The organism is Ruminococcus sp. N15.MGS-57 (assembly GCF_000980385.1).
GTDB classification, from domain to species: domain Bacteria; phylum Bacillota; class Clostridia; order Oscillospirales; family Ruminococcaceae; genus Hominimerdicola; species Hominimerdicola aceti.
Genome location: NZ_LARF01000031.1, coordinates 1 through 20,830 on the forward strand (window position 1 = coordinate 1; position 20,830 = coordinate 20,830).

The 20,830-nt window shown below is 44.2% G+C and carries 20 protein-coding genes and 1 other annotated feature; of the genes, 6 read left to right on the forward strand and 14 right to left on the reverse strand.

Annotated features, from left to right (window positions below):
• Window positions 1–283: 283 nt before the first annotated feature.
• The 14 genes from WS40_RS07480 to WS40_RS07545 form a co-directional block, all read right to left on the reverse strand.
• Window positions 284–2,572 carry a cellulose-binding protein gene (locus tag WS40_RS07480; protein ID WP_046441509.1) on the reverse strand — a complete coding sequence of 763 codons (2,289 nt, stop codon included), beginning with the start codon at window positions 2,570–2,572 and terminating at the stop codon, window positions 284–286.
• A 177-nt stretch (window positions 2,573–2,749) separates the two neighbouring features.
• Entirely contained in the window at window positions 2,750–4,960 is a 2,211-nt protein-coding gene (locus tag WS40_RS07485; protein WP_046441534.1) for an alpha-galactosidase, read from the reverse strand.
• Window positions 4,961–5,199: 239 nt separating this feature from the next.
• Complete coding sequence (gene rplA / locus WS40_RS07490; protein WP_022287003.1) at window positions 5,200–5,895, reverse strand: 50S ribosomal protein L1; 696 nt, start codon at window positions 5,893–5,895, stop codon at window positions 5,200–5,202.
• A gap of 104 nt (window positions 5,896–5,999) precedes the next feature.
• Window positions 6,000–6,425, reverse strand: a complete 426-nt coding sequence (gene rplK / locus WS40_RS07495; RefSeq protein ID WP_022287004.1) for a 50S ribosomal protein L11 — start codon at window positions 6,423–6,425, stop codon at window positions 6,000–6,002.
• A 139-nt stretch (window positions 6,426–6,564) separates the two neighbouring features.
• Entirely contained in the window at window positions 6,565–7,095 is a 531-nt protein-coding gene (gene nusG, locus WS40_RS07500) for a transcription termination/antitermination protein NusG (RefSeq protein ID WP_038672647.1), read from the reverse strand.
• A 44-nt stretch (window positions 7,096–7,139) separates the two neighbouring features.
• Entirely contained in the window at window positions 7,140–7,394 is a 255-nt protein-coding gene (secE, locus tag WS40_RS07505; RefSeq protein ID WP_022287006.1) for a preprotein translocase subunit SecE, read from the reverse strand.
• Between the two features lie 21 nt (window positions 7,395–7,415).
• Window positions 7,416–7,565, reverse strand: a complete 150-nt coding sequence (gene rpmG, locus WS40_RS07510; protein ID WP_002848320.1) for a 50S ribosomal protein L33 — start codon at window positions 7,563–7,565, stop codon at window positions 7,416–7,418.
• Between the two features lie 637 nt (window positions 7,566–8,202).
• Entirely contained in the window at window positions 8,203–8,850 is a 648-nt protein-coding gene (locus tag WS40_RS07515; protein ID WP_046441513.1) for an HAD family hydrolase, read from the reverse strand.
• Between the two features lie 12 nt (window positions 8,851–8,862).
• Window positions 8,863–9,747 (reverse strand): YitT family protein, encoded by an 885-nt coding sequence (locus WS40_RS07520; protein ID WP_046441515.1) that lies wholly within the window; start codon window positions 9,745–9,747, stop codon window positions 8,863–8,865.
• A gap of 70 nt (window positions 9,748–9,817) precedes the next feature.
• On the reverse strand, window positions 9,818–11,386 hold the full coding sequence (cls, locus tag WS40_RS07525) for a cardiolipin synthase (protein WP_242991886.1): 1,569 nt from the start codon (window positions 11,384–11,386) through the stop codon (window positions 9,818–9,820).
• A 405-nt stretch (window positions 11,387–11,791) separates the two neighbouring features.
• Complete coding sequence (locus WS40_RS07530; protein WP_046441517.1) at window positions 11,792–13,039, reverse strand: SGNH/GDSL hydrolase family protein; 1,248 nt, start codon at window positions 13,037–13,039, stop codon at window positions 11,792–11,794.
• A 112-nt stretch (window positions 13,040–13,151) separates the two neighbouring features.
• Complete coding sequence (locus tag WS40_RS07535) at window positions 13,152–14,294, reverse strand: ABC transporter ATP-binding protein (RefSeq protein WP_022287011.1); 1,143 nt, start codon at window positions 14,292–14,294, stop codon at window positions 13,152–13,154.
• Between the two features lie 153 nt (window positions 14,295–14,447).
• Entirely contained in the window at window positions 14,448–15,173 is a 726-nt protein-coding gene (locus WS40_RS07540) for a pseudouridine synthase (RefSeq protein WP_046441518.1), read from the reverse strand.
• Window positions 15,174–15,335: 162 nt separating this feature from the next.
• Window positions 15,336–15,818 carry a DUF4830 domain-containing protein gene (locus WS40_RS07545; protein ID WP_325208480.1) on the reverse strand — a complete coding sequence of 161 codons (483 nt, stop codon included), beginning with the start codon at window positions 15,816–15,818 and terminating at the stop codon, window positions 15,336–15,338.
• A 432-nt stretch (window positions 15,819–16,250) separates the two neighbouring features.
• Here WS40_RS07545 and WS40_RS07550 point away from each other — a divergent pair, with 432 nt between their 5' ends.
• The 6 genes from WS40_RS07550 to WS40_RS07575 all read left to right on the forward strand — a co-directional run bounded on the left by WS40_RS07550 (window position 16,251) and on the right by WS40_RS07575 (window position 20,777).
• A complete protein-coding gene (locus tag WS40_RS07550) occupies window positions 16,251–16,988 on the forward strand; it encodes a P-loop NTPase (RefSeq protein WP_022287014.1) in 738 nt (245 codons plus the stop codon).
• Window positions 16,989–17,096: 108 nt separating this feature from the next.
• Window positions 17,097–17,504 carry a methylglyoxal synthase gene (gene mgsA / locus WS40_RS07555; protein ID WP_022287015.1) on the forward strand — a complete coding sequence of 136 codons (408 nt, stop codon included), beginning with the start codon at window positions 17,097–17,099 and terminating at the stop codon, window positions 17,502–17,504.
• A gap of 14 nt (window positions 17,505–17,518) precedes the next feature.
• Window positions 17,519–17,726 (forward strand) — a binding site (T-box leader).
• 147 nt (window positions 17,727–17,873) lie between these two features.
• A complete protein-coding gene (locus WS40_RS07560) occupies window positions 17,874–18,467 on the forward strand; it encodes a YdcF family protein (RefSeq protein ID WP_046441522.1) in 594 nt (197 codons plus the stop codon).
• A 145-nt stretch (window positions 18,468–18,612) separates the two neighbouring features.
• Complete coding sequence (gene hisS, locus WS40_RS07565) at window positions 18,613–19,941, forward strand: histidine--tRNA ligase (protein ID WP_046441524.1); 1,329 nt, start codon at window positions 18,613–18,615, stop codon at window positions 19,939–19,941.
• Window positions 19,942–19,944: 3 nt separating this feature from the next.
• Window positions 19,945–20,259 carry a hypothetical protein gene (locus WS40_RS07570; RefSeq protein ID WP_022287018.1) on the forward strand — a complete coding sequence of 105 codons (315 nt, stop codon included), beginning with the start codon at window positions 19,945–19,947 and terminating at the stop codon, window positions 20,257–20,259.
• Window positions 20,259–20,777 carry a hypothetical protein gene (locus WS40_RS07575; RefSeq protein ID WP_046441526.1) on the forward strand — a complete coding sequence of 173 codons (519 nt, stop codon included), beginning with the start codon at window positions 20,259–20,261 and terminating at the stop codon, window positions 20,775–20,777. The genes WS40_RS07570 and WS40_RS07575 overlap by 1 nt, the downstream gene beginning before the upstream one ends.
• The last annotated feature ends 53 nt before the right edge of the window (window positions 20,778–20,830 follow it).

Sequence of the window (20,830 nt, forward strand, 5' to 3'; positions counted from 1 at the left end):
TCTTTTCTCAACTTTGTTCATTTTGCCTATTGATTTTTCTTAGCAGGTTTCTATTGTCTGTATCTTCTGATTTGTTCTTACAGTAACATAATAACAAAAATCTGCACCAAATGCAAGCATTTGTAATTTTGCTAAGATGATTTTAAGATTTATCATAACAATGCACAAATTTGCACTTCCTATTTTATTCACTTATACAATGTGCAGAAATGCTTTGCATTCGGGCAAAGACAAAAACAGAGCGGCACTATCTGCACCGCTCTGTTCGCTATATTATAATATATTACTGCTTAACGTTTCCCATAATGATACCACGTCCGTCAGTGCCTACATAAACTCTGCCGTATACCTTAGGGTCGCCGCTGATTATCTTTCTAACGTTGCCCCATTTCTGTGTGTCATCATTGATACGCTTCCATGTTACTCCCTTGTCGGTGGACTGGTAGATTCCGTAGCCGTCGCCGTTTGCCTCGCCCATCATATAGAGTGCCATGTAGTCGCCGTCCTTTTCTGCCTTACCAAGACCAATAGCATCGCACAGTGTAACGTCCTGAGATGTAGGAGCGAGAGTGCCTGTTGATGAGTCAAGATAGTAAACTCCGCCCGCACCTACAGGTATCCAAAGGTCGCCCTCTTTATCAGGACAAGCTTTTATTGATGTTGCTGAAACGAGCATATTTGCTATAGGACTGAAAGTCTTTCCACCGTCTGTACTCATATAGAACGTTCCGTCATATGAGCCGTAGAACTTATCAGGATTTACCTTATCTGTTTCAATAACTGCACCGGCAGGAAGTCCCTCGCAGGTAGTCCATGTTTTGCCAAAGTCGCTTGTTACTGCCGCAGCAACGCCTGTTGTACCGCTCTGATAGAAAATGGTCTTGCCGTCAGCGGAAAGCTTAGCTGTGCCGCCTGCTTTCTCCTCAACACCCTCCGGAAGTGTTTCCACTGCCTGCCAGGTTTCGGCTGCGTCTGTTGAATAGTAAACTGAGCCGTCGCCATCGTCTGTTGCTCTTACTACTATCTTATAATCCTGTGCCGCACAATCTATAGATGTCGCCTTGAAGTCGCCATAATGCTCCTGCGGAGCTTTTGTTACATCATCATGGCGGAAGCCGTAAAGGTCGCCCATTGTAGAATAAAGCTCAGGAGTACCCTCGCCATTATCGAGAGGTGAAACGAAGTCAAAGATAGCTGTCATTTCAATGCCCATTGCCTTTACGCTTATGTCAACAGGCTCGTCCTTTATCTTTGAAAGATTTGATGTGCCGAAGATAGTTGCACCTGTTGTGTAAAGAACTTCATCTGGGTTGAACGGGTTGATAGCAACACCTGTCATCCACCAGCCCGGCTTGAGCTGTCCCTGCCAATCCAGCCAAGGAGCATTGCTTATATCAAGATCAAAGTTGTTTACCGTCTTGCCGTTCTCGTCACAGCTCCAAATGCCGTTCCAAGTTTCGCCTCCGTCATAGGAAACGAAAAGGTTGTCGAAATATGCCCAAAGGTCAAGAGTTGTGCATACTATCATGTTAGGGTCGTTAGGGTTTACTGAGATACCATTGTAACCGCAAGTATAAGATCTCTCAGGAGTTATCTCTGTCCACTCGCCTGTTTTAAGGTTATACTTCTGAACTGCTCCGTCAGAAGCGCCGTTTGGTCCTACCTTATAAGACCATGTTGAATAGAGATATCCGTCAGAAGATATCTCGCCCTGACAAGGCTTGAGCTTCTCGGTCTTGTCGCCTGTAGCCTCAGACTTTGGATTAGGGATAGCTGTCCAGGTTTCGCCTGCGTCATCAGAACGATAGAGATAATCCCCCTGTGTTCCTGCTGAGCCAACGATTATTGTCTTTGTTGCCTGACCTTTTTCAGAGCTTGATTTATCGAATGCCACGAATGTAAGTCCGATAGAATATCCGTCTTCAGTATATCCGCCCTTTGTAGGGAATGAAGTGACCTCGTTCCATGTTGCGCCATAGTCTGTGGACTTCCAAAGTCCGTCAGCTCTTGAGCCGAAGTAAAGTATAGAGTTATCGTTAGGGTCTACCTGAAGTCTTTCACCACAGCCTCTTCCGACCTCGTTACCGCCCATGCCGAAAGGCATTTCGCAGATAGTCCAGTTCTTGCCGTAATCGTCAGAAGCAAATATTGCACCATTGTTTGTGGAGTATGTACCAGCCGCAAGATAAACTCTGTTTGGCTCAACAGGGTCAGTTGCAAGGCTCTCTGTTCCGTTATAGTTCCAATCGTCGCCACCAAAGCAATCTGTTATGCACTCCCAGCGCTGAGTATCCTTATTATACTTATAAGCGCCGCCCATGTCTGTTCTGGCGTAGATAAGCCCCTCCTCAGTAGGGTTATAGATGACGTCAGGGATAAAACCACCGTCAACTATCTCGACATTTCCCCACTCCCAGCCAGTGTCAACAGGCTGAGCGTTGTAATACTCCTTCTTAGCGTCGCCCTTGCTGTCAGAGCCGCTGGAGGAATCGTTCTTTTTTGAGCAGCCTGCGAAAGCTGTCACTGTAAGGGCGGCGGCACAAGCCACTGCCATTAGCTTTTTTAACCTCATAAAAATTCTCCTTATAAGTTGTATTCGTTTACATCTATGTGTTATTTAAAGGTGGAAGATCTCCACCTTTAAAATTTGAACTTATTTCACAATTATTGTACTACAATATCTTCAAATTGTCAATAGTCTTTTGTGTATTTATCTAAACTTACCACAACTTTGATAAACGCTTTGCTCTTACACCTTTATAAAATGAAGAATCTTTGAGCAGAAGTCGCCATAAAGTCCGTCGCCGTTCCACATCTTTGCGATGTTGATACCTGCATTCATAAGTGCCGCACCTGATATCTTTTTGTCAGGCTCATTCTCCTCATAATAGTAAGCATCAGCTTCAAGACCTTTTAGCTTGATACGTCTTGATCTTTCGTTTGGTCTGCCAAGCACCTGAACGAATTCAAAGAGTGCTTCGCTCTTGTCCTTTGCAACGAACTCCCAAGCGTCCCAGGTGTTGTCCTCAAACATATTGCCTATTCTGTAGTGGTCGCCTGTTCTTACAAGCTTGTTGAACTTGTTGAACTCCTCTATCTGTGCAGGGATAGCGTCCCTGTCCTCCTGCGGTATCCTTGTTACGTCAAGCTCATAGCCGAAAGTACCCACCATAGCAACGTGACCTCTTGTTTTGAAAGGAGTGTTTCTTCCAACAGTATGGTTAGGGCAATCGGAAACGTGCGCACCCATTGCTGAGCATGGATAGCACATTGAAGTGCCGTGCTGTATCTTAAGTCTTTCGATAGCGTCTGTATCGTCAGAGCACCATATCTGTGGACTGTAGTAAAGCATACCGGGATCAAATCTTGCTCCGCCGCCTGAGCAGTTCTCCAGCAGGATATGAGGATAATCTGTTGTAAGTCTGTCCATAAGGTCATAAACACCGAGAACATATCTGTGCCAAAGCTCTCTCTGTCTTTCAGCAGGCAGGGTAGCCGAGCCGACCTCTGTGAGCTGTCTGTTCATATCCCACTTGATGTACTCGATATTCGCACTGTCGAGAATCTTCTTCATCATGCCGTAAACATGATCTCTGACTTCCTTTCTTGAATAGTCGAGAACATACTGCTCTCTGCAAAGAGTCAAAGGTCTGCCCTTTATCTGGATAGCCCAGTCTGGGTGAGCCTTATAAAGCTCAGAGTCAGGGGATATCATTTCAGGCTCGAACCAAATGCCGAACTTCATGCCAAGCTTATTTACCTCGTCAACAAGATATTTAAGACCGCCCATGAGCTTCTTCTCATAAACGAACCAATCGCCCAGTGATGAGTTATCAGAATCTCTATGACCGAACCAGCCGTCGTCCATAACAAGCATTTCTATACCAAGCTTTGAAGCTTCCTTAGCGATATCTATAAGCTTGTCAGTATCGAAATTAAAGTAAGTAGCTTCCCAGTTGTTAATGAGTATCGGACGTCTTTTATCCTTATACTCGCCTCTGATAAGGTTGTTTCTATAGAGGTCATGGAAAGTTCTTGACATTTTGCCTATACCCTCGTCAGAGTGCACCATTACTACCTCAGGGCAAGTGAAGCTTTCGCCCTTTTCCAGAAGCCACTCGAAGTCAAGAGGATTTATACCCATAAGGAAACGAGTTTTCTTATGCTGAGTCACTTCTGCCTGAGCATAGAAGTTTCCAGAGTAAACAAAGTTGAAACCGAAAACCTCGCCCTTATCCTCGTCAGCGTTATTGTCGCAAAGAGCAACGAACGGATTGTTCTGATGTGATGATTCGCCCCTGCAGGAATCAACAAGCTGTTTACCATGGTGAAGTCTGCATCTTTCAACAGCTCTTTCTCTAGCCCATGAGCCGTTGAGTGTAATCATATCCATTTTGTCTGTATCAAAATCAACGCAAGCTGAAAGGGCTCTTGTTATCTTGAACGGCTTTTCGCTCTTGTTTGTGATAACAGCGGAACGTGTGATAACGTCAAGCTTATCGAAAGCTGTGTAGATAAGAACGACTTCGATATCGGCATACTTATCATACATTGTTATCTCGAGAGTTGAACAACCGCTTTCCTCAGTAGCGAAAGTAGCAGGCAGACCCTCAAGCTTTGGTTTGCCCTCATACATTTTATGAGAAACATATCTCAGATCGCTAGTCGACATACCGTCAGCGTCCATTATTTTGAAAGCAGACTCTCTGTAATCACCAAGACCGAAGCATGGATATTCAAAAGGCAGAGTATCCATAAAGCTTGCTCTGTCACGGTCGTTAGTGGCAGGGGTAAAAGGGCTTTCGTCAAGACGGAGAAGATAAGTCAGATCCTCGTCAGGGACTTTATTTCCATAGTAAACGTGAGCGAGGTAGCCCTCCTCGCAGACCTTCATCATATAGTCTGTATTATTGGCTCTCAGCTTGAAAGCCTTATCTTTTTCGTTATAAAAGATATTAATAATTATCACTCCTTGCAAAAATCTGAACCTTACGGCTCAATTGATATTATAACACATAGAAAAAATAATGCAACAGGGTAAAACGATTACTTTAAAAATTATTTTGTTAATTTTTCTTGATAATGCAAATATTTGAACATGGGTGGTTCAAATTGTGGGAATATATAAAAAAGGGACTTATGCATTTAGCACAAGTCCCTTAAAAATTCAATATTTATCTGTTATCAGATTATATCAGATTAGTTGCCGTACTTAGCAGTGCTGATCTTGATACCAGGGCCCATTGTAGAAGCTACAACTACGCTCTTAAGGTACTGACCCTTAGCAGCGGCTGGCTTAGCCTTTACAACAGCGTTGATAAGTGTGTTGAAGTTCTGCTCGAGCTTCTCAACACCGAATGAAGCCTTACCGATAGGGCAGTGAATGATGTTTGTCTTATCAAGACGATACTCGATCTTACCAGCCTTAGCCTCTGTAACAGCCTTAGCTACGTCTGGAGTAACAGTTCCTGCCTTTGGGTTTGGCATAAGTCCTCTAGGTCCGAGGATCTTACCAAGACGTCCTACAACACCCATCATGTCAGGTGAAGCAACTACAACGTCGAAATCCATCCAGTTTTCCTTTGTGATCTTCTCAACGAGATCCATGCCGCCAACATAGTCAGCGCCTGCTGCCTTAGCAGCCTCATACTTGTCTTCCTTACAGAATACGCAAACTCTTACAGTCTTACCAGTTCCGTTTGGAAGTACAACAGCACCTCTTACCTGCTGATCAGCGTGTCTTGAGTCAACGCCCAGACGAATGTGAAGCTCGATAGTTTCATCGAACTTTGCCTTAGCACCCTTAGCTGCAAGTTCCAGAGCCTCAGGAGCGTCATATTGCTTAGCCTTGTCGATAGCCTTGAAGCTGTCAACATACTTCTTGCCATGTTTCATTAATATTTCCTCCTCATTAAGTGGTAATACCGACAGTGGATATCTAGTCGGTTAGCGGAAAATTCCTCCCACCATTGCCGTGCATGAATGCACAGTACGATTGATTAGTCCTCAACTACAACGCCCATTGAACGGCATGTACCAGCGATCATGCTCATAGCACTCTCGATGTTTGCTGCGTTCAGGTCAGGCATCTTCTGCTCAGCGATCTTCTGAAGCTGCTCTTTTGTGATAGTTGCGACCTTAGTCTTGTTAGGAACACCGGAACCTGACTCGATCTTGCAAGCCTTCTTGATGAGAACTGCTGCCGGAGGAGTCTTGGTGATGAATGTGAATGATCTGTCTGCGTAAACTGTGATAACAACAGGGATGATAAGACCGATATCGTTCTTAGTTCTCTCGTTAAAATCCTTTGTGAACGCCATGATGTTTACACCGTGCTGACCAAGAGCTGGACCAACCGGTGGTGCAGGAGTTGCCTTTCCTGCTGGAATCTGAAGCTTAATATAGCCTACTACCTTCTGTGCCATTTGTTCGCACCTCCATAATTAAGTGGTAAGGCGAGCGCCATACGCTCTCCCACGTTTCCGGAAGCCGTATATCCGAACCGTCATTGACGGCTTTGCTTCCATTTTCACGAATGTTTGCGGAGTTTTACCGCCTTTTTCCTTATTCCTCAGACTTTATCTGTGTCAGCGGCATAGTAACAGTTGTTTCTCTGCCCAGCATAGATACTCTGACGTCTGCCGTCTGTGCTTCCATATCGAATTTCTCCACAACTCCTGTGAAGCCCTCGAATGAGCCTGCTGTTACAACGACGTTGTCGCCTTCCTTGAAGCCGACCTGAACGTTAGCGCTTCTCTGTGTGTCAACACCCAGTGCAGCGACCTCTTTATCGGTCAGCGGAACAGGCTTTGACGCAGGACCAACGAAGCCCGTAACGCCTCTGGTATTTCTAACGATATACCATGAATCGTCTGTAAGCACCATTTTTACAAGCACATAGCTTGGAAAAAGCTTTCTGTCGCCCTTGTCGATCTTATTGCCCTTTACTTCGGTAACTTCCTCCATTGGGATCATTACCTCAGGGATCAGATCCTGAAGGTTTCGGTTTTCAACAACCTTTTCAATATTGCTTTTTACCTTATTCTCATAACCTGAATAAGTGTGAACAACATACCACTTTGCTTCTTCTGACATGTTTCTTACCTCCATATTGATGTTGTCAAAACCGCTGTGACGGCTTAGCCGCCGATTTTAAGGATAGCCTTGATAGCTGCACCCAGACCTGAATCAACTCCGAAAAGGAACAGAGCCATAACGACCATTACCGAGAGAACAACTCCCGTATTCTTAGTCACCTGCTGTCTTGTAGGCCAAACGACCTTTTTCATTTCAGCTTTAAGCTCTCTGAAATATTTTCTTATTCCGCCCTTTTTCTTCTGATCCTTGCCGGTATCCTTTTTTGAAGACTTAGTAACATCTGTTTTTTTAGCCATTAGAAATAGCTCCTTTCAATATTACTTAGTCTCTTTGTGAAGAGTGTGTTTCTTACAGAACTTGCAATACTTGTTCATTTCAAGTCTGTCAGGGTCATTCTTCTTGTTCTTCTTAGTGTTGTAGTTTCTCTGCTTACACTCAGTACAAGCAAGTGTAATTTTTACTCTCATTTCGGCACCTCCTGACGAAATTTATACCCCGCAAGAACATTCAGGGTACGTCTGCCTCCCTCATACGTTTTCACGCAAGCTGTCACACAGCCCTGAGGTAACTTATGCTTTTTCACGCTCAAAAAAGAGCGCAAAAAAATAGACCTCATAAAGAGGTACTACAATTATAACATCTGTGTTCTTCTTTGTCAATCATTTGTCAAAGGATTTTATTAATTTTTTGTAAATTTTATCGTTTGTCGAGTGAGGAGTGAGGAATGAGGAGTGAGGAATTATGGTATCGCCTGTCGGCGATGATTATTTTTCTTCGGGCAAATTTGCCATGCCGCAAAATCGCTACGCTCTTTGCGGATTTACATTTACTTAGGGATAGGGTAGGCGGTGCAGATTTTTGCTCCGATATTACCTTTATTTGACATCAGACTTTTGCGTGCTTTTTCTAATTAAATCTGCACCTTGTCGGCTGTCGCCGAATGAGGCTCTGCCTCAAGCTCCGCTTAGGGCTTTGCCCTAAGAACCCACAAGCCCTCTAACGCCGGGCTTGAGCCTGCGTTTAAGTGCTCGCTCTGCTCGGCGCTGACTTCTACTTTATACTTGTGCACAACTATGGTCAGCTATGCCCATTCCTCATTCCTCATTAAACCGGAAACTCCCCGTCCTCCACGGTCGCATCTGCGATCTCTCTCATCTCGTCCCAGTCATGCGAGTAATGGTCATTCAAGCAAGCCACAGCAAAGAACCCACCGGCTTTCGCTCCCTTTATGCCCTCAACGATATCCTCATAAACCACGCAAGCCTTTGCTTCAAGCCCCAGTTTTTCAGCCGCCAGCTCATAAACATCAGGGAAGCCTTTTCCCCTCTCCACCTGCTCTGTAGACACGAAGCAATCAAATTGATCCAAAATGCCGTTTCTCTTTAGCACAGGCTTATAAAGCTCCTCAGTTGAAGCGGTCGCCAATGCTATCTTCCTGCCCTGTTCCTTAAGCTTTCGCACATACTCCCCTGCGTTTCCGCAAAGCCCGATAACGTTCGTATACTCATACACCGCCATATCGAACCATTCTTTCATTATATCCTGAATGTTCTCACCCAGAGAAAATCTATCGTTTGTATAAACAGCCGCCTGCTCGAAATTCATTGCAGACACCTGCTTGAAATAGTCCTCAGGCACTTTTATCCCACGCTTGCCGAGAAATTCCTCGTCTATCTTTGACCAAACGTGATTTGATTTTGTCAGAGTGCCGTCCAAGTCGAAAATGTGTCCCTTAAAATCTTTTATGTCCATTGTAATGTCCTTTCAGAAGTATTCATCAGAGAGCCTGAAACCCTCGCCTATTATCTCGCTCACGTCACCCACAAGCACGAAAGCCTTTTCGTCAGTTTCCGCCGCTATCCTGCGAACGTCCGTTATCCTGCGTTTTCTCACTGCGCAAAGTATAAGATCTCTGTCCTCTCCCGTGTATCCCGTTCGGGCTTTTATGACCGTACACCCCAAGTTGCCCTCATTAAGGAGCCTATGGAGTATTTTATCTGCGGCAGGGCTTATTATCAGCGCAAGCTTTCCTCTGTCGCCGCCGTAGAGCATCATATCCAATGTTTTTGAGAAAACCCACAGTGTAAAGAACGAATACAGTGCGTTGTCGATACTGCCGAAAACAAAACCGCTGAGCACACATATCACACCGTCTGCAAGCATAAAGATCTGCCCTGCCGCCATGTAGGGCTTTTTCCTTTTGATAAGCTTAGCGGCGATATCAGTTCCGCCTGTTGTTCCCCCTGAACGAAAAACTATCCCACAGCCTGCGCCCAACAGAATACCGCCTGCTATTGCGCTGAGAAAAATATCATTTGTAAGTGGTGTAAAAAGCGTACACATATCCGCAGTCAGACCTGAAACTGCAATAGCTACAACAGTTCCCAAAAGAAAATGCCAGCCGAACACATAAAGGCTAACCGCCAACAAAGGAAGATTTATCGCCATTGTAAGCGAGCCGACACCAAGAGGCAGAAATCTTGACAACATGACAGCAAGCCCCGAAGCACCTCCGGGGGCAATTTCGTTAGGGCTTAAAACCAACCCAACGCTCACGCCATATATGACCGCACCGAGAAGCAAGAGAGGATAGTCCACTCTGCCCTTTGCAGACTTTTCTGCCGAAAACAATTTATTCAGAAGTATCATAAAAGCCCTCCAAGCTATGCAAAAGCAAAGATAGGCTTATTTTTCCCCTGATGCCTCGTAAAATACATTTTTACAAAAGAGGCGCAATGGTCCTGAGAATGACCGACATGAACCTTGACCAGAAGCTGCGGTTATTTATATCGTCATGTGTTATTCTATGACAGCGGTTTTCAAACATATCGTCAAAGTCCGCTTTTATATCCTTTATACAACTTGTTTTGTACATATAAGTTGCACACTCAAAATGGAGATACAAGCTTCTGTAGTCGAGATTTATCGTGCCCACCACAGCTGACTTATCGTCCGAGAGGAACATTTTGGCGTGGTTAAAGCCGCCTTTATACTCATAGACTTTCACACCCAGCGTTTCAAGATCTCTGTAGAAAGACCTTGTTATAACGCTCACATACCATTTATCAGGTATCTCAGGAGTGATTATCCTAACATCAACACCGCTTTTTGCCGCATAGCCCAGGACGGTGAGCATTTCGTTGTCAGGAATAAGATACGGGGTAGAGATATAGATATAATCCTTGGCATTGTTTATCATATCCATATAGACAAGCTCGCCCACATTCTCGTCATCGAGAGGGGAGTCACCGTAGGGGATAACATAGCCGTTGTTCACAACGTTTTTTACAGTGGGGCGGTACATATTATACTCAGTTTTATCACCTGAGATGACTTCCCACATTTGCAGAAACATCATGGTGAAATTCCAAACGCCGTCGCCCTTTAGCATAACGGCGGTATCTTTCCAATGACCGAAACGCTCTTTGCGGTTTATATACTCGTCGGCAATATTAACGCCCCCGTTGAAAGCCACGTTGCCGTCTATAACGAGAATTTTTCTATGGTCACGATTATTCTGTATAGTAGAAAGCATAGGGCGGAAAGGATTGAAAACAAGGCATTTTACCCCTTGGTCGGTAAGCTTTTTCTTATATCTGAAAGGCAAAGTGAACTGAGAGCCCATGCCGTCATAGAGCAGTCTTACCTCCACGCCCGCCTTAGCTTTTTCAAGAAGTATCTTAACTATCTCACGCCACATTTCGCCGTCGTCGATAATAAAATACTCCATAAAGATAAACTCCTGAGCTTTCTGAAGCTCCTCAAGCATAGCCTTATACTTATCTTCGCCAAGGGGAAAATAAGTGACCTCCGTATTACCGCAGACAGGGTAGCCCCCCGACTTATCCACATAGTTTGCAAGCTTATAAAAGTCAGGCTCACTTTCATGGAGATAGCTCATTATCTGTTTATTTGTTTTAAGAAAAGGTCTTGTATTGGCGGATTTCTTAGCATAAAGGTTTCTGACCTTTCTTGTTGAAAACTGATTTTTGAGTAATATATAAAGCACCACCGTAAAGATAGGCACGATAACAAGGGGTACTATCCATGCCAATTTATAGGCAGGGTTCTCGCTGCTGTTAAGGATATAGATAGCAAGCACGATAGCCACAGTAGAAAAAACGATATGCAGATAGGCATAATGCACAGCGAAGCTTTGGAAGATGATAAAAATGAAAATAAGCTGCAATGCAAGAAGCAGGATAATAGTGGTTTTCTGTGAGAATATCATATTTATAAGTTTTTTCGGTTTTTTCTTTTGTATTTTTTCGCTTATCTTTTCCGCCACATTATCCGCCTGCCTTTCTGAAAATAGTGATACACAACTGATTATAACATTTATTTTTGATTTTTGCAATACGCAAAAATGCAGTTAATCCGCCCTGATTTCACGAATTTCTGTGACAATGACACAACTTTTGTTATCTTATTGTTGACAACAATTTGCGAAACAACGCACGAACAATGTAGGGGCGAACAGTGTTCGCCCGTTTAGTTCACCCACATGGTTTATGGAAACTCAAACCTCGCAACTCCCCGAAGCGGGACGTCGAGGGCGCCGTCCCCTACAATTCTAAGCATAACGCCACATAAATACACACAAAAAACAGGCAGACGGCTTTCCAGAGCAAGCCGTTCCCACAGCCGCTAAAAAAACCATCTGCCTTATTATTTTTGCTAAAATTTCAAACAGCTATTCAGTATAGCCAAAGGCAAGCACTTCTCCATGCTTGTCCTCATCGCCTGCCGCCATTGATATCTCAACGGTATAGTTAGTTGCTTCAGGCATCATGGCGATATTCTGTATCTGAGCATTTCCCCAGCCTGACGGGCTTATGGTATCGTAATCGCTTTCGTCATACACCTCTCCGTCTGCTGTTACCTTAACATGAAGCTTGCCGAACTCGCCCTGCTTCACCTCTTTGTATATCATGTACAAGAATTTTTTGTCCTTGAAGTCGAATACGATAGGGCTGTTATCTCCGGTGTTGTCGTAAGTCCAGCCATTTGTGAAGCTTGCGATAGTAGAGCCTTCCTTCCAACTTCCAGGGCTTGTTGGTGTAAGGCTGTCGCCCTCATACATATGAGCGTCCACCTCTCGTGGAGAGAAAACAGTGTCTGTGGGCATAACATAATCGCCCTCTGGTGCAACGTCCATAACAGTGTCAAAATAGTAGTCCACCATTGAAGCCACAAGCTTGTGACCCTCAGTGTTAGGGTGTGACTGATCGTCAGAGAAATCTTTCCAAGTCATTCTGTTGTTTGCGAAAAGATATCTTAGAGCGTCACAGTATGATATCATCGGCAGGTGATAAAACTCGCCTATCTGCTTCATATAATCCTGAGCAGAATGATCGTTTTCTGTCACCGAGAACAGCAGAACAGGAGTGATATTCTTCTGCAAAAGCGTTCTGACTATGGACTCGTAAGCGTTCTGATAGTCAGTCTCAGTGCCGTCATTTACTGCAAATTCGATAAAGCATATGTCAGGCTCATAAGCCAGCACATCTCTGTCGAGCCTGAGTATTCCAAGCTTAGACGGCGTACCGCTAAGACCTGCGTTCACATACTGGACGTTATCCCCCGTACCGAATTTCTGTGCAAAATAATCATAAGTGAGCTTAGCATAACAGCCGTCTGCACCGGCAGAAATACCCTCAGTGATAGAGCCGCCAAGATACGCCACAGTGACCTTTTCGCCTGACTGTGCTTTCTTTATAACATTCTGCATCATAGAAGTGTTGCCGTATGACACCATAGCCTTGTCATACATAGCCTGCGTCCACTCCTCGTCAGTTTCAGGCATTTTTTCAACCTGCGAGCTTGAAAACTCCGCTTTGCTTTCAGCCTTTGAGCTGTCCGCATTATTTCCGCAGCCTGCAAAAGCCGCTCCGCACATAGCAACACTCACAAGCACTGCCAACAATTTTTTTGTATTCATTATTTGTACCTTTCTAATCTATGATAGCGAAATCGGTTTCACACCGCATATAACACAAAAAGTACGGACAAAGCCGTACTTTTTGGTTATATCAATATGATAAAAATTCTTATTAGTTAAGAACTGCCTTCTCAGTTTCCTTATCGAAGATATGGATTCTGTTAGGATCGATAGCAACCTTAAGCTCATCCTGTGGACGAACGTCAGAACGAGGTGAAACTCTAGCTGTGAGCTGGATACCCTCGCAGTTGAGGTACAGATATGTTTCAGCACCCATCATTTCAGTTACTTCAACAGTTGTGTTGATAACGCCTGTTGTAGCCTGAGCGAGGAATGCAGGCTCATCGTGGATACACTCTGGACGAACACCAAGAACAACTTCCTGATCAACCAGTGGCTCAAGAACTTCAGGATCTACCTTAGACTCTGGAACTGTTACCTGATACTTAACGCCTCTTGTTGTCTTTGTATCCTCAGAACCGAACTCAACAACATACTTGCCGTCTACCTTGAGAAGCTTAGCGTCGATGAAGTTCATCTGTGGTGAACCAATGAATCCTGCAACGAACTGGTTTACTGGATCGTTGTAAAGATTTGTTGGTGTGTCGATCTGCTGGATGTAACCGTCCTTCATAACTACGATACGGTCACCCATTGTCATAGCCTCTGTCTGGTCATGAGTTACATAGATGAATGTAGTACCGAGCTTCTTATGGAGCTTAGAGATCTCAGTTCTCATCTGTGCTCTCAGTTTAGCATCGAGGTTTGAAAGAGGCTCGTCAAGAAGGAATACCTGTGGCTCACGAACGATAGCTCTACCGAGGGCTACACGCTGTCTCTGACCACCGGAGAGAGCCTTTGGCTTTCTGTCAAGAAGGTGAGCGATGTCAAGTATTCTTGCTGCTTCCTCTACCTTTCTTGCGATCTCGTCCTTTGGTACCTTTCTGAGCTTCAGACCGAATGCCATGTTCTCAAATACTGTCATGTGAGGATACAGAGCGTAGTTCTGGAATACCATTGCGATATCTCTATCCTTAGGAGCGATGTCGTTTACAAGTCTGTCGCCGATGTAAAGCTCACCTTCACTGATCTCTTCAAGACCTGCGATCATTCTAAGTGTTGTAGACTTACCACAACCAGAAGGACCTACGAGGATGATAAACTCCTTATCCTTGATCTCAATGTTGAAGTCTGAAACAGCGATAACGCCGCCTGCATACTTCTTATAAATTTCCCTTAATGATACACTTGCCATTAAAAAAGGACCTCCCTATTTGAATTTTACTAATATCCTAATTAGCTATGCTTTAATCATAACAAATTTTTAACATACCCGCAAGAGTTTTTTTTACTAAACTTTATTATATCTCATTATGAATATTGACGAAAATTCACATAGAATAGGTAATTACTTACATTTAAACGATTTCGCTGTCAATAATCTTTCAACATCTTTGTGCATTATTTCTAAACAGCTTCCAAGAGGCAGGTCCGGATCTAAAGGCAGTTCTCCGATCTTTATCCGCTTAAGAAAAACAACTTTATTTCCCAGCTTTTCAAACATTCTCTTGACCTGATGATACTTACCCTCATGAAGCACAACAGTACATTCATCGGGACAGTTCACACTTGCGGAAAATTCCGCAGGCAAACATTTCTCTCCGCCGTCGATAGTCATGCCCTCAGCGAACGCCTGAGCATAATTTTCCTGCCAAGGGTCACGAAGTCTGACGAAATAGGTTTTCGGAACATGGGTCTTAGGGGACAACATTCTGTGGGCGAGAGCTCCGTCATCAGTGAGAAGCACAAAGCCCTCAGTATCCTTATCGAGCCTGCCCGCAGGGAAAAGTCCCTCCCTGAACATCTCAGGAGGTACTAGCTCAAGGACAGTTTTCGACTCTCCGTCACAAGTGGAGCAAACCACACCCTGCGGCTTGTTCATCATTATATAGACAAACTTTTTATAGCATATCTCCACGCCCTTTACAGCAACAATATCGTTTTCGCTGACCTTAGTATCAGCCGCCTTGGCGGTCTTTCCGTTTACAGTCACCTGACCTTTTCTGCAAAGCTCTCTCACCATGCTTCGGGAAATATCATTACGCTGTGAAGAAACAAATTTATCAAGTCTCATAGCAAAAGCCTTTCTGACAATTTTCTTATAAAGATTATAGCATACGATACCGCCAAAAGTCAAATATGCGCAGAAGTTTTAGCAATAAAACGCCTGCAGATATGCTCCACAGGCGTTTTAGTTTCCCCTTTTGCATAATTCCGGCGTTCCACGCTCAGACGCCTACTTTTTCCTCAGCCCCTGCATAAATCCGTCCAGTTCCGCTGAGCATACATCTCCTCCCACAAGCTGTCCCTCACAGACGATAAGATTAGCCCTGACCTCCTGCTTCTTATTCCCATAATTCTTCACAGCATATGTATACACCTCAGCGGTTTTCCCTTTATAGTCCTCCAGATCAAAGCCCTGCTGCTTCTGAAGCTTATTATACTTTTCATACACCTCATTGAATTCTTTCGGTATGGTCACCGCCTTGCATTCATCGTATTCGTCAGACACCTCCCAGCCCATTTCTTTCAAAAACGCCTGTCTTTGCGCTTCGCTTTTCATCTCGTACACCGCAGGCGACGATATCCTCACCACTGTCACTATTATCACCGCCAACAGTGCCAACGCCGCCAGAACCGCCCCGATCACCGCAAATGTTGGCTTTCTTACTTTTATTGTCTTGATAAACATACCCTTTTCCTCGCTTTCTGTTTTCAAAGTTTGTACATTTATATGTATTGTCCCAAAAATTATAACTACCTGTCCGATTTTTTATTTTGTTATATAATTTTCAAAAATAATTTTTATAGCATTAATAATATTATTGTATAATAAATTTATCGGTTTGCTATGATTTATTATTACAAACTCTGTAGCACTGATATGGCATTGTGCAAAATTGACAAAAACAAAAGTACAAATTAAGGTGAATTAACGATTTTGTACTTTTTTGTACAAATGTCTTTGACAATTTCAAAATATGTGGTACAATATTATTAGGTAACGCTATGCTTCTCCGCATTGCCTGCGGAGGGTACTGAAACGTTTTCTTAAATCTGCCTTTTCACGGCTGTGAAGGGGCAAGTTATTATTGCTGATGCGTTCTGCGGTCAGCCGCAGGATTGATATATGAAAGGAGCAATGAGTTTTATGTCAAAAATTATTGCAGTTACTTCCGGTAAAGGCGGAACAGGCAAATCTTCTATAAGCGCCTGTCTCGGTTATGCCCTTGCCAAGCAGGGAAACCGTACACTTATAATTGAGCTTGACTTTGGTCTGAGATGTATGGATATCATGCTTGGTATGCAGGGTAATATTACATACGATCTAGGTGACGTTCTTGAGGGTACTTGCGACGTATACAAGGCAACAACAACTGTTAAGCTTGCTTCAAACCTGAGCGTTCTCTGTGCTCCGTCCGACCCGTTCGTTCAGCTCAAGGCTGAGGATATCGAAAAGATCACACAGGAAATGAGAAAGTATTTTGAATACATAATCATTGACACCTCTGCAGGTATCAACGGTTCTGTATTTGATATAGTTACTAATTCCGACCTTATTCTTATAGTTACAACTCCTGACCCTGTATGCGTAAGAGATGCGAGAATGATGTCAGATGAGTTCTATAAGAGAGGAAATCAGAAGCAAAGACTTGTTATCAACAAGGCAAACAAGAGAATATTCGAGTTTGACGAAATGGACGACCTTGACGCTATCATCGACACAGTCGGCGTTCAGCTTCTGGGTGTTATCCCTGAGGACAGTGCTATCCCTCTTGCAACAGGAAAGGGTGCGCCGCTTTCATCAAGCTCTATGGGCTTCCTTGCATTCTCTGCTATTTCAAGAAGAATAAAGGGCGAGCATATACCCCTCTCCATCAAGGTCTGAGTATATTATCAGCCGTGTGCGTGAGGATATCTGCGCGTAGTGCGGCTGTTTTATATAACGAAACTTATTTGTTCATTAATATACTAATATATAAACGGGGGGTTTCCATTGAATATTGCACTTATTGCTCATGACACAAAAAAGGAACTCATGGTACAGTTCTGTATCGCCTATTGCGGTGTACTCAGCAAGCACAATCTTTGTGCCACCGGTACTACAGGAAAAATGGTAGCCGAAGCAACAGGCCTTAACGTTCAGCGTTATCTCAGTGGCTCACAGGGTGGCGACCAGCAGATCGCAGCGAGAATATCCTGCAACGAGATAGACCTGCTTCTGTTTTTCAGAGATCCTATCTCAGTGAAGCCACACGAACCTAATGATATGAATCTCCTCAGACTTTGCGATGTACACAACATTCCGGTAGCCACAAACATTGCCACCGCTGAAGCGCTTATCCATGCACTTGAGCGAGGCGATCTTGACTGGAGAGATATCGTTAATCCTACAAAGATATAATTGAAATTTCATATACAAAAGCGATGAAAGGGAGAGTATTCCGTTCTTATGTTTCAGCGAGAGCCGTTGGTGAGAGGGTTCACACAAAGGGCAGGAAGAAGGACACCTTGGAGCTTCCGTTTGTTCAAGAACGGACGTATAGCTGCGTTAAAGCGTTAGAGTGATCCGGCACGAAAGTGTTCGGATAATTAGGGTGGTATCACGGTAAAAGTCGTCCCTTACTAGGGGACGGCTTTATTTTTTTATCCACCACTCGTAGTGGAGCAGCTCAATTTCTGTGAAACAAGAATGCGACGTCCCGCTTTTTCGCTCTTCACTCACTCTCGAATACCTTATCTCAGCACACCAAAAAGCAAAGGCGGTATAACAATGAAAGCCAGCCAGTTAACAAAAGAAAACATCACCCCCGAAATAGTAGACAAGCTTCTTTTCAAGGGTCTTGACTATAAAGGCGAAACTGCCGACGTCATAATAGTTCTGGGAAGCCGCAAAGCCTGCGACTATCGTGTTCCCCTTGCGGCAAAGCTTTTTCACGAGGGAAAAGCCCCACATCTCATATTTTGCGGCGGAAAAGTGCAAAAGACTTCCCTTGGTGACATGGCAGAATATAAAGCCATGCTCATATCCGCCGAAAAATGCGGCATACCGACCTCCGCCATAACTGTGGAAACACATTCTCTTGATACCGTGGAAAATCTGCAAAACGCAGCCAAGCTTGTAAAAAAGCATTTCCCAAACTGCAAAAGCATTATTATAGTCACTACCGCATATCATATGCGGCGTGCAAAAAAGCTTGCAGAGCACTTTTTCACACAGAAAATTATCCCCTGCCCTGCCAGCCGTGGCAGCACTCAGCGAAATAATTGGTCAATGACCGAAAAAGGCAGCACAACAGCACTTGACGAATGTCTTAAATTCGGTTATTATATAAAAAAAGGTTTTATTGACGATTTTGAAATTTGAAACGTTGTAATTACAGCACCAAGGCTCTTTAATGTAGTGGTGAACAGTGTTCGCCCGTTTATTAACAACGTTCCGATATCACAGCTATTTAAACGATATCGGTATTCAAAAGTTCAAGACAAAATACAGAAAGGATCGTTATTATATGGCATTGATAGTTAAAAAGCCAAAAGGCACAGAAGACATTGTTCCCTCAAAGGTCTATAAGTGGCACACTGTAGAGAAGATAGTTTCCGAAGCTGCCGAAATATACGGCTTCAAAGAAATAAGAGTACCAACTTTCGAGGAAACAGGTCTGTTCGTGCGTTCTGTTGGCGAAACAACAGACGTTGTTCAGAAAGAGATGTATTCAGTTTCCGCAGCAGGCGACTCAAAGTTCACACTCCGCCCGGAGGGAACATCAGGCACAATGAGAGCTGTCCTTGAAAACGGCATTATGAACGAGGGTCTGCCGCAAAAGGTCTATTATATCCTCTCATTTTTCAGACACGAGAATACACAGAAAGGCAGACTCAGAGAGTTCCACCAGTTCGGCTGTGAAATGGTCGGCTCTGAAAGCCCAAGAGCAGACGCAGAGGTAATTTCACTTGCAAAAAGCGTTCTTGACAGAGCAGGACTCAGAAACATCAAGCTCAACATCAACTCTATAGGCTGTCCAACCTGCCGTGCAGAATATCGCAAGGCTCTGAAAGAGTATTTTGCCGCAAGAAAAGACCAGCTTTGCGAGACCTGTCGGGACAGACTTGACAAAAATCCAATGAGAATACTTGATTGTAAAGTCAAACACTGTCAGGAGCTTGGCAAGGACGCCCCTGTTATCCTCGATTATCTCTGTGATGATTGCAAAGAACACTTCGAGAAGCTTCAGGAGTACCTCTCCGTAATGGGCATCGACTTTGACATCAACCCTAAGATAGTAAGAGGTCTTGACTACTATACAAGAACAGTTTTCGAGTTCATCACCGATGAGATAGGCGCACAGGGCACAGTCTGCGGTGGCGGACGTTATGACGGACTTATCGAGCAGCTTGGCGGAAAGCCAACCCCTGCCCTCGGTTTCGGTCTTGGTCTTGAAAGACTTCTCATGGTAATGGACGCTCAGGGCTGCGACTATATGGAGCCAAAGACCTGCGACCTTTATATCGTACCAATGGGCGAGGACGCCCTTAAAAAGGCAATGGGCATAGCCTCCGAGCTTAGAGAAGAGGGCTGTTTCGTAGAATATGACCTTATAGGCAAAGGACTTAACGCTCAGATGAAGTATGCAAACAAAACAGGTGCAAAGTTCGTTATGGTGCTTGGCGACAACGAGATAGAATCAGGCGTTGCAAAGCTCAAAAACATGGCAACAGGCGAGCAGACAGATATCAGGCTTGACAACACCATTGCCGAGAACTTTTCAAACGCCCTCATGGCGGATATGTTCAAGGATATCGATGCTGATATAGAGAAATTTATCGGAAAGGAGAACTAAGCAATGAGATGTGAACAGTGCGAGAAAATACCTCTGGTAGAAATACACACTCCGCAGGAATATATGCTCTGCATAGGTTCTCTTGCAAGAATGCTGCTGGCAGGGGAAGTTGAAATGACCTATCAGACCTGCCCACTTGATAAGATAATGGATAACGACAACAAGTGGTATGCTGAAAAGCTTTTCCACCAGTTCAGGTGTACAAAATGCGGCACTATCTATGGTATGCTCTGCAACACCCACACAGGCGGACAGATAAAGATAAACGACAAGGTCTTTGACCCTGCTGATTATCCCGATAAAAAGGAAGATAAATAATGCTTGCAATAAGACCCGTGACCTATGAGGTGGAGACCTCACTTTCGCCCAAAAGAGTTCTCAGAAAGCTTGACGGTGACCTTATCGAGCATAGACCCACCATAAACATTCTCTCCCAAAGCAAGTTCATGAAAAACCACCGTGACGATACCATTTTTTATGGCTACCGCACAGACGCCGAAAGCTTTCAGATATTCCACCACACCGCCAAAAAGCGTGACGGAGGCTCAACAGGCTTTTATGGCAAGGTAGAAAAGACCCCCAACGGCTCTAGGATATACGGCAAGTTCAGAAAGCCTATCTATGCCTATGTTGTGGGCGTCATATGGACGGTGATTGTGCTTTTCCTCACCCTTATGCTTGTGGCACTGGAAGAGAAAACAGGCGCAGTATGCTTTGCCGCAATATGGCTCGTGGGATTGTTCCTCATGTTCTGGGACAACAAGAAGAAGTTCGTCAGAGCCTATCTCGACAGCTTCCCGCCTGCCGTCAGCAAAACAGACGAAAGCGACGAATAATTTTTATCAATATAAACCCAAAGAAAAGGAAGTAATGTAAAATGAAACTTGAT

Excerpts from the sequence above, each read along its gene's own strand:
- nusG (WP_038672647.1), bottom strand. The coding sequence starts at position 7,095 with ATGTCAGAAGAAGCAAAGTGGTATGTTGTTCACACTTATTCAGGTTAT.
- WS40_RS07515 (WP_046441513.1), bottom strand. The coding sequence starts at position 8,850 with ATGGACATAAAAGATTTTAAGGGACACATTTTCGACTTGGACGGCACT.
- WS40_RS07550 (WP_022287014.1), top strand. The coding sequence starts at position 16,251 with ATGTCAAAAATTATTGCAGTTACTTCCGGTAAAGGCGGAACAGGCAAA.
- hisS (WP_046441524.1), top strand. The coding sequence starts at position 18,613 with ATGGCATTGATAGTTAAAAAGCCAAAAGGCACAGAAGACATTGTTCCC.
- WS40_RS07540 (WP_046441518.1), bottom strand. The coding sequence starts at position 15,173 with ATGAGACTTGATAAATTTGTTTCTTCACAGCGTAATGATATTTCCCGA.
- WS40_RS07480 (WP_046441509.1), bottom strand. The coding sequence starts at position 2,572 with ATGAGGTTAAAAAAGCTAATGGCAGTGGCTTGTGCCGCCGCCCTTACA.
- WS40_RS07570 (WP_022287018.1), top strand. The coding sequence starts at position 19,945 with ATGAGATGTGAACAGTGCGAGAAAATACCTCTGGTAGAAATACACACT.
- rplA (WP_022287003.1), bottom strand. The coding sequence starts at position 5,895 with ATGAAACATGGCAAGAAGTATGTTGACAGCTTCAAGGCTATCGACAAG.
- WS40_RS07535 (WP_022287011.1), bottom strand. The coding sequence starts at position 14,294 with ATGGCAAGTGTATCATTAAGGGAAATTTATAAGAAGTATGCAGGCGGC.
- secE (WP_022287006.1), bottom strand. The coding sequence starts at position 7,394 with ATGGCTAAAAAAACAGATGTTACTAAGTCTTCAAAAAAGGATACCGGC.
- rplK (WP_022287004.1), bottom strand. The coding sequence starts at position 6,425 with ATGGCACAGAAGGTAGTAGGCTATATTAAGCTTCAGATTCCAGCAGGA.
- WS40_RS07520 (WP_046441515.1), bottom strand. The coding sequence starts at position 9,747 with ATGATACTTCTGAATAAATTGTTTTCGGCAGAAAAGTCTGCAAAGGGC.
- WS40_RS07530 (WP_046441517.1), bottom strand. The coding sequence starts at position 13,039 with ATGAATACAAAAAAATTGTTGGCAGTGCTTGTGAGTGTTGCTATGTGC.
- rpmG (WP_002848320.1), bottom strand. The coding sequence starts at position 7,565 with ATGAGAGTAAAAATTACACTTGCTTGTACTGAGTGTAAGCAGAGAAAC.
- WS40_RS07560 (WP_046441522.1), top strand. The coding sequence starts at position 17,874 with ATGAAAGCCAGCCAGTTAACAAAAGAAAACATCACCCCCGAAATAGTA.
- WS40_RS07575 (WP_046441526.1), top strand. The coding sequence starts at position 20,259 with ATGCTTGCAATAAGACCCGTGACCTATGAGGTGGAGACCTCACTTTCG.